11 protein-coding genes are annotated in these 13,730 nt (G+C 59.6%); all 11 read left to right on the forward strand.

Features of this window, described 5'->3' with window-relative positions; all coding sequences use genetic code 11:
* Positions 1-4 precede the first annotated feature (4 nt).
* The 11 genes from SAB01S_RS16530 to SAB01S_RS16580 all read left to right on the forward strand — a co-directional run bounded on the left by SAB01S_RS16530 (position 5) and on the right by SAB01S_RS16580 (position 13,654).
* The gene (locus tag SAB01S_RS16530) at positions 5-2,500 is read left to right on the forward strand and encodes a TonB-dependent receptor (protein ID WP_046765868.1); all 2,496 of its coding nucleotides are present in this window, start codon (positions 5-7) and stop codon (positions 2,498-2,500) included.
* Positions 2,501-2,625: 125 nt separating this feature from the next.
* Positions 2,626-4,098: an NAD-dependent succinate-semialdehyde dehydrogenase gene (locus SAB01S_RS16535; protein WP_008828121.1), complete on the forward strand. Its 1,473-nt coding sequence runs from the start codon at positions 2,626-2,628 to the stop codon at positions 4,096-4,098.
* 166 nt (positions 4,099-4,264) lie between these two features.
* Positions 4,265-4,870 (forward strand): UbiX family flavin prenyltransferase, encoded by a 606-nt coding sequence (locus tag SAB01S_RS16540; RefSeq protein WP_206377528.1) that lies wholly within the window; start codon positions 4,265-4,267, stop codon positions 4,868-4,870.
* 2 nt (positions 4,871-4,872) lie between these two features.
* On the forward strand, positions 4,873-5,442 hold the full coding sequence (locus tag SAB01S_RS16545; protein ID WP_008828119.1) for a hypothetical protein: 570 nt from the start codon (positions 4,873-4,875) through the stop codon (positions 5,440-5,442).
* 8 nt (positions 5,443-5,450) lie between these two features.
* Positions 5,451-7,034, forward strand: coding sequence for an FAD-binding oxidoreductase (locus tag SAB01S_RS16550; protein ID WP_008828118.1), 1,584 nt, complete (start codon positions 5,451-5,453; stop codon positions 7,032-7,034).
* Positions 7,035-7,039: 5 nt separating this feature from the next.
* Positions 7,040-8,479 carry an aldehyde dehydrogenase family protein gene (locus SAB01S_RS16555; RefSeq protein ID WP_008828117.1) on the forward strand — a complete coding sequence of 480 codons (1,440 nt, stop codon included), beginning with the start codon at positions 7,040-7,042 and terminating at the stop codon, positions 8,477-8,479.
* A gap of 19 nt (positions 8,480-8,498) precedes the next feature.
* Positions 8,499-9,953 (forward strand): non-oxidative hydroxyarylic acid decarboxylases subunit C, encoded by a 1,455-nt coding sequence (locus SAB01S_RS16560; RefSeq protein ID WP_226869789.1) that lies wholly within the window; start codon positions 8,499-8,501, stop codon positions 9,951-9,953.
* Positions 9,950-10,174, forward strand: coding sequence for a non-oxidative hydroxyarylic acid decarboxylases subunit D (locus SAB01S_RS16565; protein ID WP_008828115.1), 225 nt, complete (start codon positions 9,950-9,952; stop codon positions 10,172-10,174). Before SAB01S_RS16560 ends, SAB01S_RS16565 begins: the two co-directional genes overlap by 4 nt.
* Entirely contained in the window at positions 10,131-11,654 is a 1,524-nt protein-coding gene (locus tag SAB01S_RS16570) for an FAD-binding oxidoreductase (protein WP_235219029.1), read from the forward strand. The genes SAB01S_RS16565 and SAB01S_RS16570 overlap by 44 nt, the downstream gene beginning before the upstream one ends.
* A 31-nt stretch (positions 11,655-11,685) precedes the next feature.
* Entirely contained in the window at positions 11,686-12,051 is a 366-nt protein-coding gene (locus tag SAB01S_RS16575) for a c-type cytochrome (RefSeq protein WP_008828113.1), read from the forward strand.
* Between the two features lie 418 nt (positions 12,052-12,469).
* A complete protein-coding gene (locus tag SAB01S_RS16580) occupies positions 12,470-13,654 on the forward strand; it encodes an acyl-CoA dehydrogenase (RefSeq protein WP_083951409.1) in 1,185 nt (394 codons plus the stop codon).
* Positions 13,655-13,730 lie beyond the last annotated feature (76 nt).

The raw sequence follows: 13,730 nt of genomic DNA on the forward strand, positions 1-13,730 counted from the left end.
TGCCATGAAGAAAATTAATCATCCAAAAATAAAAAATCTACTGCTGTCGAACGCGCCCCCGATGCTCGCGCTCTTACTGCTAGCGCCGACCCATGTGTATGCACAAGACAGATCGGATAGTAACCCACAATCCGAGACAGCAGTTTCAGGACTTGGTGATATTATTGTTACAGCTCGGAAACGCTCTGAAAATCTGCAGGAAACACCCATCGCGATCACGGCGATGACTGGTGAGATGCTCGAAGAAAAGCAGATCGTCAACGTAGCGGAAGTTGCCAAGTTCGCTCCCAATGTCAACATTTCGCCGGTTGCTAACATCTCGGGTTCGAGTGCCTCGATTACCGCTTTCATCCGCGGCGTCGGACAGACCGACTTCAACATCACTGTCGATCCCGGCGTTGGCGTCTATGTAGATGGCGTATATGTCGCGCGTTCCGTCGGAGCGCTACTCGACATGGCAGACGTTTCAAGCGTCCAGGTCTTGCGCGGTCCGCAGGGTACGCTGTTTGGCAAGAACACGATCGGCGGAGCGATCGTGGTCAATTCGGTTGAGCCGCAGAAGGATTTCGACCTGAAGCTCGAAGCGGCAACCGGCCGGTTCAATCGCGCCGATTTCAAGGGCATTATCAATGTACCGCTGAACGACAACCTAGCGATGCGGGCTGTTGCTTCCTATGAAACGCGCGACGGCTATCAGAAACGTCTGTTCGATGGCGGTCGCCAGGGTAACAAAGATAGCTTTGGTGGGCGTGTCGCCTTTAAATGGGAACCGACAGACAAACTCACGGTCAATCTCAGTGGGGACATCAACATCCGCCGGGAGGAGATGGCCGCATCTACTTTAGTTAACCTTTTTGAATCGCCCAACCTGCTTCAGATCGTCAATCGGAATGGGCGGACCTTAGCATTCCCAAGCTCTACATATGCATGGAACAAGCTACAGGGGGGGGCCGGTGTTTGTGGCGCGGACGGTCAGCTTGCCCCAGTCAACAATCCCCTGTGTGCAACTACCCAATGGGTAACTGGCAATATCGACTCGACTTGGTCGGGCACGAAAAACCAGTCGGATTTCGATTTGTGGGGCACCAACCTGACACTCGACTATGATTTCGGTGGCATTAACCTCAAATCAATCAGCGCCTATCGCGACCAAAAGGCAACAATCCAGTTCGACTTTGATGGCACGCCCCATCCCTATCTGCAGCTGACCAACAATATCGACTTATGGCAGGCATCACAGGAGTTGCAGCTGACCGGCAGTTTGTTGAACGACCGGTTAAAGTTTGTGCTCGGCGGATACTATCTGAAAGAAAAAGGACAGGACAAGAATGATCTGCGCTTCGGGTTTGCGGATTTCTTCAGTGGTGGCAAGATTGACAACGACAGCTATGCCGCTTACCTGCAGGCCACTTTCAAGGTAACCGACCGATTTTCCATAACACCGGGAATTCGTTACACGGACGAAACAAAGCGTTTTGACCCGTCGTTCCAGACTATTAACCGTGATTACACGGCACCTCTCGGGCAGGCAGGAATTCTTCCCTATCCAGATGGTGTATTCATCGCTTTCAGCCAATGCGTTACTGGCCAACCCACGCCATTGCTAGTGACCGACCCAGCCAGCCCACTATTTGGTTTCCCACTACCTGGTGGATGCGCTCCTGCCGCCACCAACCCTGGCGGAAACCACACGATGCCGGCTGTTCAAGTTGCTGTAAAGGCGAAGGAGTGGACACCGGCAATTTCAATGGACTATAAGATTAGCGATGATGTTCTCGCATATGCATCATATTCTAAAGGCTTCAAAAACGGCGGATTTACTCAACGAATATTTCCTGCTGAGCAAGTTGCCCCTTCTTTCACTCCTGAATTTGTAGAATCTTATGAGATAGGTCTTAAAACAGAGATTTTTGATCGTCGACTTCGCGTTAATATCGCTGCGTTTCTTTCCGACTACAGCAACATCCAAGTTGTTGTAAACGAAGGCATCGCGCCTAGGGCGCGCAATGCTGGCACTGGTCGAATTAAGGGCTTCGAGATTGAAGGCGAAGCAGCTCCTGCCGATTGGTTGCGACTGACATTCGGTGTTGGTTATCTGGATGCTTATTTTCGTGAAATCGATCCGGCGGCATTCCCGATAGGCCTCAATTCGAAGTTTGCCTTCGTGCCGGAGTGGACTGGCTCGGCTTCTTTCAACGCCGATGTTTATCGAGGAGACAGGGGCAAGCTGACTCTTCGTGGCGATTGGTCGTACCAGAGCACAACGTACAAAGATGCGTTAAACAGTTCTGAATTAAAGCAGCCTGGCTATAGCGTATTCGGCGCAAGCGCATCATTTACTGAGAGTAGCGAGCATTTTACAGTGACAGCTGGTGTAACTAACCTGACCGATAAGCGGTATATTCAGGGCGGATATGTCGACCGTGACGTCGCGGGGACAGCGCTGGCAACTTACTCACGTCCGCGTGAATGGTTCCTTAAGCTGGCCTACAAGTACTAACGCAAGAGCAGAGGGCGGCGGTTCGCTGCCGTCCTCACCGTTTCGGACGTGCTTGCTTCGGAAGCACCGCCTAACCGACCAACATCCGCTTGGCATCTGGTCCTGCGGCCACAGGAGTTCAGACATTGGCTGTCACAATCCCTCCACTCCACCGCAGCGATTTTCTGACCAACCAGTCGATCATCAACGGGAAATCAGTAGAAGCCAGCTCCACCTTTGATGTCACGAACCCCGCCACCGGCAAGACGCTCGCAACAGTTGGCCTACTGGGCGAAGCCGAAACTCGCCAGGCGATCGAAAGCAATTCCCGCACCTATGCCGATTGGCGAAAGCGATCCGCGCAAGAGCGTGTCCGACTGCTGCAGGGCTGGCTAGCACTGGTCCAGCTGCATCGCGAGGATCTGGCCCTGCTGATGACCGCCGAACAGGGCAAACCGCTGGCCGAAGCGCTGGGCGAGGTCGATTACGCCGCAAGCTTCATCCAGTGGTTCGCCGAAGAGGCGCGCCGTGTCTATGGCGAGGTCATTCCGGCCAGTTCCGAGCGGCGGATTATCGTGATCCGTCAGCCGGTCGGCGTGGCTGGCGCCATTACGCCGTGGAACTTTCCCGCCGCGATGATCACCCGCAAGGTCGCGCCTGCACTGGCGGCGGGCTGCACCGTGACCCTCAAACCGTCCGAACTCACCCCGCTGACCGCTTGCGCTCTGGCAAAGCTCGCTCTCGAAGCGGGCATTCCGCCCGGCGTGTTCAACGTGGTCTGCGGGGATGCACCCGCGATCGGATCGGTCCTGACCAGCCATCCCGATGTCACCAAGTTCACTTTCACCGGTTCGACCGCGGTTGGCAAGCTGCTGACTGCGCAATGCGCCACCACCCTGAAACGGGTTTCGATGGAACTGGGCGGCAATGCCCCGCTGCTAGTGTTCGACGATGCCGATCTCGATCAGGCGGTCGAGGGGGTGATCGCATCGAAATTCCGTAACACCGGACAGACCTGCGTTTGCGCCAACCGGATCCTGGTGCAGAGCGGCATTCATGACCGCTTCGTCGAGGCGCTGGCCGCCAGGGTCTCCGCGTTCCGGGTCGGCAACGGCCTTGAAGGTGCAACCGACCAGGGACCGTTAATCACCGCATCAGCCTTGGCCAAGGTTCACGGGCATGTCGCCGACGCCGTGGCGCAAGGTGCCCAGCTGGTCACAGGCGGCAAGGGACACGAGGCCGGAGAGCTGTTCTTCCAACCAACTGTTCTGACCGGAGCGAGCCCGGCGATGCGGCTAGCGGACGAGGAGACTTTCGGGCCGGTTGCCCCGGTGTTCCGTTTCGAAACCGAGGTCGAAGCGCTAACGCTTGCCAACGCCACGCGCTCGGGGCTGGCGGCCTATGCCTTCACCCGCGACATTGACCGCGCCTGGCGGGTTTCCGAAGGACTTGAGACCGGGATGGTCGGCTTAAACAGCGGCATCGTCTCGACCGAGACCGCACCGTTTGGCGGCATCAAGGAATCGGGACTTGGCCGAGAAGGTTCGCGACACGGTATTGAAGAATTCTTGGAGATGAAGACCATCAGTGTTGGGGTCCGGAACGAGAGTCCGGTGTAAGCGGAATGCGGTCCCGAGGAGTCAAGATTTTCGTTGCTCAATGCGGAATGCATTGTATGATGTCGGCAAAAGAGTGGGAGACGGAATTCAGCATGCCCGTCAGGGTTAGGCCTTATGCTACCTTGACCGCCCAGAACGCGCAGGAAAGTGTCCTGCCGTGAAGCGCATGGTCGTGGGGATGACCGGCGCAACCGGCTCGGTCTATGGCCTTCGCCTGCTTGAGCTACTGCGCGAGACGGGCGGTTGGGAAACCCATCTGGTGATGTCTCCGGCGGCGCTGCTCAACATTCGCGAGGAACTGCCCGAAGGCAAGGCCCGGCTCGAAGCACTGGCCGATGTGGTGCACAACGTCCGCAACGTCGGCGCCTCGATCGCCAGCGGTTCGTTCGTGTGCGAAGGCATGGCGATCGCGCCCTGTTCGATGCGCACGCTGGGCGCGGTGGCGCACGCCCTGTCCGACAACCTTATCACCCGTGCGGCCGACGTGATGCTGAAGGAACGGCGCCGCCTTGTGATGATCACCCGCGAAACGCCGCTCAACCTGGCGCACCTGCGCAACATGACGGCCTGCACCGAAATGGGGGCGATGATCTTCCCCCCGGTGCCGGCTTTCTATGCGCGGCCGACCTCGCTGGCCGACGTGGTCGATCACAGCTGCATGCGGGTACTGGATCTGTTCGGGCTTCATTTGAAGTCGGAGAAACGCTGGCAAGGCCTTAGCAAAGAGGCGGCAAGCCTTGTTTCGGGTGCTGGGCAAATGGAAGGGAATTGAGAATGGCGTGGGATGTCAGCCGTCGCACCGTCGTGAGCGGTGGCGCCGTGGGTGCTGTCGTTGCCGGTCTGGGAATCGGCCGCAGCGCTTTTGCTCAGCGGCCGCGCAAGATCATCGTCATCGAAGAGACGCACGTTCCCGAAAGTCGACTATTTGCCGAAACCTTTATCAATTCGGGGCGCGCAGCGCAGGTTGTCCGGATCGACCGGAGCTTCAACGGCCTGCTGCATGAACTTGAAGCGGTTGAAGGCGTGCTGGTCGGCCTTACTTCCGATCCCGCGGCGATGATCGCCGGGCAGATCCTTGTGGCCGGCGGCGCCCGCCCGCTACTGCAGTGGACCCATCAATACCGCAAGCTGCGCTGGGAACACCAGACTGTCGGCGCGCCAACGCTGCTTGCGCGGGCCAGCGTCGGCTGGCCCAGCGTTCTTGCCCACCACATGCAGGATGCGCTCGTCGGCGATCGCCAGGATGCCGAACTGCGGTGCCAGTCAGGACATTGCGGCCTCGGTGGCAAGAGCCCCGGCATGCTGGTTTCATGGGCATTCGAAGTGGGAGTACAGCAGTCGTGAGTACGCGCATGCCACAAGGGGTCGACGCCGCAACCTTTACCAAGGCTCTGGACGAATTAGCGGCTATCGTCGGCAAGGAATGGGTCTTCGTCGATGAACTGCCGCTGTCGGCCTATCGCGACGCCTATTCACCGCTGGCCGATGGCGAGATGCTGCCCTCGGCTGCCGTGGCACCGGCCAACATGGAACAGATTCAGCAGGCGCTGAAGGTATTCAACGCTTACAAGCTGCCGATCTGGACATTCGGCAACGGCCGCAATTTCGCTTATGGTGGCCCGGCCCCGCGCCAGTCCGGTTATGTCATGTTCGACCTCAAGCGGATGAACCGCATTCTCGAAGTCAACGAGAAATACGGCTATGCGCTGGTCGAACCAGGCGTGTCCTATTTTCAGCTTCACCGCCATCTGCGCAAGATCGGCAGCAAGCTTTGGGTCGATCCTGCGGCACCAGGTTGGGGCGGCGTCATGGGCAACGCGCTTGAACATGGCGCGGGTTACACCCCCTACGGCGATCACTTCGTCATGCAGTGCGGCATGGAAGTGGTCCTTGCCGACGGTAAGGTCGTCCGCACCGGTCAGGGCGCGATCGAGGGGTCGCAGCATTGGCAATCCACCAAGCATGCCGCCGGTCCGCATTTTGATGGCATGTTCACCCAGTCCAATTTCGGCATTGTGACCAAGATGGGTATCTGGTTGATGCCCGAACCGCCGGGCTACAAGCCGTTCATGATCACTTACGAGCGCGAGGAAGACCTTGCCGCAATCTTCGATGCGGTGCTGCCGCTGAAAATCAACCAGGTTATCCCGAACGCCGCTGTGGCGGTCGATCTGTTGTGGGAAGTGTCCGCCAAGACCACGCGTCGCCATTACTTCGACGGCAAGGGCCCTATCCCGGATTCGATCCGCAAAAAGATCGCGTCGGATCATGGGTTAGGCATGTGGAACTTCTACGCAGCGCTCTATGGCCCGCCACCGATCATCGAGAACAACTGGAAGCTCGTCGAGGCAGCGATGATGAGCATTCCGGGTGCCAAACTGCACCTTGACCGCGAGAACGACCCCGCCTGGGACTATCGCGTCCAGCTGATGCGCGGTGAACCCAACATGACCGAGTTCAGCATCATGAACTGGATCGGCGGCGGCGGGCACATCAACTTTTCGCCAATCTCGGCACCCGACGGCAAGGAAGCGCTGAGCCAATACAACTTGATCAAGCAACGCTGCCACGATTTCGGGTTCGACTATATCGGCGAATTCCTGGTCGGCTGGCGCGACATGCACCACATCCTGATGATCATGTACGATCGCGCCGACGACGGCATGCGCAAGAGCGCCTATGACCTGTTCGGCAAGCTGGTAGACGAGGCAGCCGGTGCGGGCTTCGGCGAATACCGCACCCACCTCGCCTTCATGGACCAGATCGCCAAGACCTATAAGCACAACGATGGGGCGCTGTGGGACCTGCACCACCGTCTCAAGGACGTGCTAGACCCCAACGGCATCCTCTCCCCCGGCAAGCAGGGGATATGGCCCCAGGCGATGCGCAACCAAGCGCAATCACACGGCCGGCTGAACAAAGACTTCAAGGATTGACGACCATGACGCAAATTGAGCACTGGATTGGCGGCACCGCCGTGGCTGCAACGGGCGGGGCCTATTTCGACGATCTCAACCCGGTCGACGATTCGGTCTATTCCCGGGTCCCCGCCGGCACCGCGGAAGACGTGAACCGCGCCGTGGAGAACGCGCATCAGGCCTATCTCCAGCATCGCGATCTGCCCGCCGCAGTGCGCGAAGGGTGGATCGCGAAAGCCGCCGAAATCATGGAGCGCGATACCGCCAAATTCGCCGACGTGCTGGTCGACGAAATCGGTTCGCCGATCGCCAAGGCCGGGTTCGAAACCCGCTTCGCGGTCAGCTTCCTGCGCGCGGCGATCGGCGTGCCGCGCCGGATTCGGGGGGAAACGATCCCTTCGGACACCCCTGGGCGGTTCAGCATGAGCCTGCGCCAGCCGGTCGGTGTGGTCGCCGGGATTACCCCGTTCAACGTGCCGCTGATCAAGGGGATCAAACAGTCGGCCATGGCCCTGGCCACAGGCAACGCCTTCGTGCTGCTACCCTCGGAAGCCGCGCCAATGATCGCCGATCTGCTCGCTAAATTGTGGAAGGAGGCCGGCGTTCCCGACGGCTTGTTCAACGTGGTCTACGGCAATGGCGCGGAGATCGGCGACGTGCTGACCGGCCATCCCAAGGTCGCATCGATAACCTTCACCGGGTCCTCGCGCGTCGGCAAGCACATCGCCGAAATCGCGGCCCGCAACCTCAAGAAGTACACGCTGGAGCTGGGCGGCAAGAGCCCGCTGGTGATCTGCGCCGATGCCGATCTGGACAAGGCGGTCAACGCCGCGCTGTTCAGCATCTTCATGTACCAGGGCCAGGTCTGCATGGGGGCTTCGCGGATCTATGTGGAACAGTCGATCTTCGACCAGTTCGCCAAGGCCTTCGCCGCCGCGACAGGCCGCGCCAAGAGCGGCGACCTGCGCGATCCTACCACCATGCTGGGCCCGATAATTTCCGAACGCCAGCGCGACCGGGTCTGCCGCCACATCGACGATGCCCGGTCCAAGGGCGCAGAACTGCTAGCCGGTGCTGAGTGGAACGGAAACGTATGCTCAGCGACGGTACTGCGCGGCGTTACAGCCGAAATGACCGTGTTCGAGGAAGAGACCTTCGGCCCGGTCACCTCGCTCTTTCCGTTCAACACACTTGAGGAAGTGCTCGAACTCGCCAACAACACCGAATACGGCCTCAGCGCGTCGATCTTCACCCGCGATCTCGACAAGGCTCTGGCCTTTGCCCAACGTGCCGAAGCGGGGATGGTCCACATCAACGCGCCGACCCTTCACGACGAGCCCCACGTCCCGTTCGGCGGAACCAAAGCGTCAGGTTTCGGGCGCGAAGGGACCGAAGCCGATCTCGAGATCATGACCGAATGGAAATGGGTCACGATCCAGTCGGCGACTGAGGGCGGACACTGACAGGCGGGAACGAATGACCATGAACGATCTCCCTAACCGCGCCCGCTCGATCTCGTCGCTGCGCGACTTCCTCGAACTGCTCGAGGATGCCGGCCAGGCGATCACCTGGAGCGATGCGGTGATGCCCGAACCCGGCGTGCGCAACATAGCCGTCGCCGCATCGCGCGATGCCAACGGCGCGCCGGCGATCGTATTCGACAATATCACCGGTTACCCCGGCAAGCGCTTGGCGGTGGGCGTCCATGGTTCGTGGGACAATATCGCCCTGCTGCTGGGCCGACCTAAAGGCACGACCATCCGCGAGCTTTTCTTCGAGATCGCCGGCCGCTGGGGCGATCAGGAAGCGCAAATCAGCTTTGTCCCAGAAGCCCAGGCCCCGGTGCACGAATGCCGGATCGAACAGGACATCAACCTTTACGATGTCCTGCCGGTCTATCGGATCAACGAATATGATGGCGGGTTCTACATCGGCAAGGCCTCGGTCGCCTCGCGCGATCCGCTCGATCCAGACAATTTCGGCAAGCAGAATGTCGGCATCTATCGCCTGCAGATCCAAGGGCCGGACAGCTTCACCCTGATGACGATCCCCTCCCACGACATGGGACGTCAGATCATGGCGGCCGAACGGGAAGGCGTTCCGCTAAAGATTGCGGTCATGCTGGGTAATCATCCCGGCCTTGCGGTGTTTGCTGCCACCCCGATCGGCTACGAGGAATCGGAATATTCCTATGCCTCGGCGATGATGGGCGCGCCAATCCGGCTGACCAAATCGGGCAACGGGATCGACATCCTGGCCGACAGCGAAATCGTGATAGAGGCCGAACTGCAACTGGGTGAACGCGAGCTGGAAGGGCCGTTCGGCGAATTCCCCGGTTCCTACAGCGGCGTGCGCAAGGCGCCGATCTTCAAGGTCACGGCGGTGTCGCACCGGCGCGATCCGATCTTCGAGAACATTTACATCGGGCGCGGCTGGACCGAGCACGATACGCTGATCGGCCTGCACACCTCCGCCCCGATCTATGCCCAGCTGCGCCAGAGCTTCCCCGAAGTCACCGCGGTCAACGCGCTTTACCAGCACGGACTGACCGGGATCATCTCGGTCAAGAACCGCATGGCCGGCTTTGCCAAGACGGTCGCGCTGCGCGCGCTGAGCACGCCGCACGGCGTGATGTACCTCAAGAACCTGATTATGGTCGATGCCGATGTCGATCCGTTCGATCTCAACCAGGTGATGTGGGCGCTTTCGACCCGCACCCGTGCGGACGATATCATCGTGCTGCCCAACATGCCTGCCGTGCCGATCGATCCTTCGGCAGTGGTCCCGGGCAAGGGGCACCGCCTGATCATCGACGCGACCAGCTATCTCCCGCCCGATCCGGTGGGTGAAGCGCACCTTGTCACCCCGCCGACCGGGGACGAGATCGACGCCCTGAGCAAGCGGATCCGCGAAATGCAGCTGGGAGCCCTGTCATGACCACCACCGTCTGCGGGCGCTGCAAATCGAGCGGCGCTGTCACCGATCATCAGGGCAGGCAGGACGGCGCGGTCGTGTGGACGATCCTGCGCTGCCCGACCTGCAACTTTTCCTGGCGCGACAGCGAACCGGCCCGCGCTATCGACCCGGCTGTGCGCTCGGCCGATTTCGCCGTCGATGCCGGCGATCTCCAGCGTTATCCCAAGATTCTCCAGCAATAAGGCTCCCAACGCCATGATCGATCAAGCCCGCCAGACGGCCACGCTCGGCACCCTCGCCCAGGCACTCGGCAAGGCCGCCGTCGATACCAGCCCGCAGACCCTGGCCCGCTATGCTGTCCCAGGGATGGCACCGGCAGGCGTGGTGCTTCCGGCCGATGAAGCCCAGCTCGCCAAGGTGCTGGAAGCTGCGCGCACCAGCGGCGGTGTGGTCCAGACGGTCTGCAACGGCGCCTACGGACTTGAAAAAGCCGTACAGGACAAGGTGATCGTGCTTGACCTGCAGAAGATGAACAAGGTCCTCGAGGTCAATGACGAACTGGCCACCTGCCTTGTCGAACCGGGCGTCACCTTCCGCCAGCTCGATGCCCACATCAAGGAAAAGGGAATTAAGTTGTGGGTCGACTTTCCCGGCAATCCCGATGAAAGCGTGGCCGCCAGTTTCATCAACCGCCGCCCCGGCTACACCCCCTATTCCGATCATTTCCTGATGCAGTGCGGGCTCGAGGTCATGCTGGCTGATGGCAAGATGGTGCGCACCGGCATGGGCGCCATGCCCAAGAGCACCTGCTGGCAGCTGTTCAAGTTCGGCTATGGCCCTTGGGTCGATGGCCTGTTCACCCAGTCCGATTTCGGGGTGGTGACCAAGGTGGGCATGTGGATGATGCCGCAGCCCCCGGCGCACCAGACCTTCATGGTCTCGGTCCCCAAGGAGGACGATCTGGGCGCGTTGTTGGACGTGCTCGGGCCGCTCAAGCTCAACATGGTGGTGGCCAATGGCGTCGCGGTGGGCAATGCGCTCCACGAAGCGGCCCTGCTCGGCAAGCGCCGCGCCGATTTTGAGGGCCAGGGGCCGATGGCGGCAAGCGCGGTCAAGGCCGCTGGTGAGGTGCTCGGACTAGGCTACTGGAACCTTTACGGCTCGCTCTATGGCCTGCCCGGCAACGTCGCGATCCTGTGGGACATGGTCAAGGGCGCGTTCTCGTCGATCAGCGGCGCAAGGGTGATTACCGATGGCAAGGGCATCGATCCCAAGCTGTGGGCCTGGCGGATGGGCACTATGACCGGTGTGGTGGCCGATCCCCCGGCCAGGACAGCAGGCTGGAGCGGCGACATGGCGCTTACGGTCAACCCGGTCAGCCCTGTGGATGGCGAGGAAGCCGTCAAGCTCTATGAACTGTCGCGCGATATCTGTGCCAAAAACGGCTTCGACTTCGTTGGCGAAACCACCGCGATCTGGCGTTCGGCCAACCATCGCCAGGTGCTGCCCCATGCCGCCGGGAAGGGCGAGGATGCGGTACGGGCCAAGACCTGCGCCGAAGCCCTGATCGCCGCGCAGGCCGAGGCCGGCTTCGGCCAGATCCTGACCGACCCCGGGCTGGGGGCGGCGGTTGCCAAGACCTATGAAAAGGGTGGCCGCTCGGCCCTGCATGCGCGGGTCAAGCAGGCGCTTGATCCCAACTCGATCTTTGCCTCGGTCTGAGCCGATGCGTCGCCATGCCTGCGGAGGTAAAATGAATAAGTTCCTCGCCCTTTCGCTTTTCGCTGCACTTGCTGCCTGTTCGTCCGCACAAGGCGAATCAGTGGTGGACGGTGCGGAGAATTATGAGCGTTACTGCGCAGGTTGCCACAACCCCGGCCCGGGCCACGGTGGCACCATGCTGCTGGCCGAAAAAGGTGCTCCGGTGCCTTCGCTCATCGGTCGCAAGGACTTAGATTACGATTACCTACATTCGGTCGTTCGCCAGGGCCTGATCGAAATGCCGCCGTTCCGACCGACCGAATTGTCGGACGCGGAGATCAAGCAGATCTACGATCACATCGTGGCGCAGAAGCTTCCCCCCGCAAAGGCCGAACCCGCCAAAAACAAGGCACTTTGAGGTCAAATCAAGCTGGGCGGAAAAGGTCGACAGGGTTCGTAAGGCTGAAATTGCTAGGGTGCCAACGGAGTATGCGGATAGCTGGTTGCTTTGGTGAGCACGCACCTTGTGTTTGATAGTCGTCATTATCGATAGCTACGGTACACAAGTGATCGCTTAGTTACGCTGTTGTCTGGTTCCGCTCGCCGCACCACAAAAGCGCTTTCGGTCCAGCTTTCCTCGCTGGCCCGGTTGGCCTTGTGCTCGGCAGCGTAGCCTTCCTGGGAATTTCAGCTCGCTACAACCGCATGCGGGTATTTGCGTGGATTGTTTCACTTTCAGTCTTATCGCCCAAATCACAAAACTCGCGGTAACGGTTGAAGAACTCCTCGCCATTACGGGATATGAACTTAATTTCATTATATGACGAGCTGAATGTATGACTGAAATGGCACGCTTTAATTGGAGCGATCCCTTCAACTTTGACGATCAACTGACTGAAGAAGAACGAATGGTGCGTGATGCGGCTCATGGCTTCGCGCAAGGGGAACTTCAGCCCCGGGTCATCAATGCCTTCCGCGAAGAGCTGAATGCAGCAGAGTTGTTTCCACTCATGGGACAAGCCGGCTTGCTTGGAGCGACGATCCCACAGTCTTATGGCGGTGCTGGAGCTGGCTATGTCTCCTACGGCCTGATCGCGCGTGAGATTGAGCGCGTGGATTCGGGCTATCGGTCAATGGCATCGGTGCAAAGCTCGCTCGTCATGTATCCGATTTTTGCTTTCGGCTCGGAAGAACAGCGGTTTAAATATCTGCCTGGCCTAGCCGCAGGCTCGCTGATCGGCTGCTTCGGCCTGACAGAACCTGATGCGGGATCTGATCCTGCGGGCATGCGCACAATCGCGAAGAGGATTGATGGTGGCTATGTCCTTTCCGGCATAAAAACATGGATTTCGAATGCTCCTTTCGCCGACGTCTTTGTTGTCTGGGCAAAGAGCGAAGCACATGATGGGGCCATTTGCGGCTTCGTGCTTGAAAAGGGCCTGAAGGGGCTTTCCGCTCCCAAGATCAAGGGCAAGCTCAGCCTGCGTGCCTCGACCACCGGCATGATCTTGATGGACGAGGTTGAGGTTGACGAAGAAGCCTTGCTCCCCGGGGTCCAGGGTCTCAAGGGCCCCTTCGATTGCCTAAACCGCGCACGCTATGGGATCAGTTGGGGAGCGCTCGGCGCCGCGGAATATTGCATGCACGCAGCCCGCCAATATGGACTTGATCGGCACCAGTTTGGAAAGCCGCTTGCCGCCAACCAACTTTATCAAAAGAAGCTCGCCGATATGCAAACGGACATTGCGCTAGGGTTGCAAGCCTCATTGCGTGTCGGCCGCCTAATGGACGAAGGCAGGTTCGCGCCGGAGATGGTCTCTCTCGTCAAGCGTAACAATGTCGGAAAATCGCTTGATATTGCGCGCCATGCCCGAGACATGCACGGCGGTAATGGCATCAGCGATGAATATCAAGTCATGCGGCACATGGTGAATCTGGAAACCGTCAACACCTATGAAGGCGCGCACGATGTACACGCGCTCATCCTTGGTCGAGCACTCACTGGCATTGCCGCATTCTAGGGTAGGCCACCTTTCTTCTTCAGTGTTGCGCTGCCTGGTCGCAGCAACAGTCGTTGTGTCGAGTGAGCGGAAACGA

This window comes from Sphingobium abikonense NBRC 16140, from assembly GCF_001598335.1.
Taxonomy (GTDB): domain Bacteria; phylum Pseudomonadota; class Alphaproteobacteria; order Sphingomonadales; family Sphingomonadaceae; genus Sphingobium; species Sphingobium abikonense.

What these genes read in the sequence shown, in the direction of transcription:
- SAB01S_RS16530 (WP_046765868.1), top strand. Translation starts at nt 5, where the DNA reads ATGAAGAAAATTAATCATCCAAAAATAAAAAATCTACTGCTGTCGAAC.
- SAB01S_RS16540 (WP_206377528.1), top strand. Translation starts at nt 4,265, where the DNA reads ATGGTCGTGGGGATGACCGGCGCAACCGGCTCGGTCTATGGCCTTCGC.
- SAB01S_RS16545 (WP_008828119.1), top strand. Translation starts at nt 4,873, where the DNA reads ATGGCGTGGGATGTCAGCCGTCGCACCGTCGTGAGCGGTGGCGCCGTG.
- SAB01S_RS16550 (WP_008828118.1), top strand. Translation starts at nt 5,451, where the DNA reads ATGCCACAAGGGGTCGACGCCGCAACCTTTACCAAGGCTCTGGACGAA.
- SAB01S_RS16555 (WP_008828117.1), top strand. Translation starts at nt 7,040, where the DNA reads ATGACGCAAATTGAGCACTGGATTGGCGGCACCGCCGTGGCTGCAACG.
- SAB01S_RS16560 (WP_226869789.1), top strand. Translation starts at nt 8,499, where the DNA reads ATGAACGATCTCCCTAACCGCGCCCGCTCGATCTCGTCGCTGCGCGAC.
- SAB01S_RS16565 (WP_008828115.1), top strand. Translation starts at nt 9,950, where the DNA reads ATGACCACCACCGTCTGCGGGCGCTGCAAATCGAGCGGCGCTGTCACC.
- SAB01S_RS16570 (WP_235219029.1), top strand. Translation starts at nt 10,131, where the DNA reads ATGCCGGCGATCTCCAGCGTTATCCCAAGATTCTCCAGCAATAAGGCT.
- SAB01S_RS16575 (WP_008828113.1), top strand. Translation starts at nt 11,686, where the DNA reads ATGAATAAGTTCCTCGCCCTTTCGCTTTTCGCTGCACTTGCTGCCTGT.
- SAB01S_RS16580 (WP_083951409.1), top strand. Translation starts at nt 12,470, where the DNA reads ATGACTGAAATGGCACGCTTTAATTGGAGCGATCCCTTCAACTTTGAC.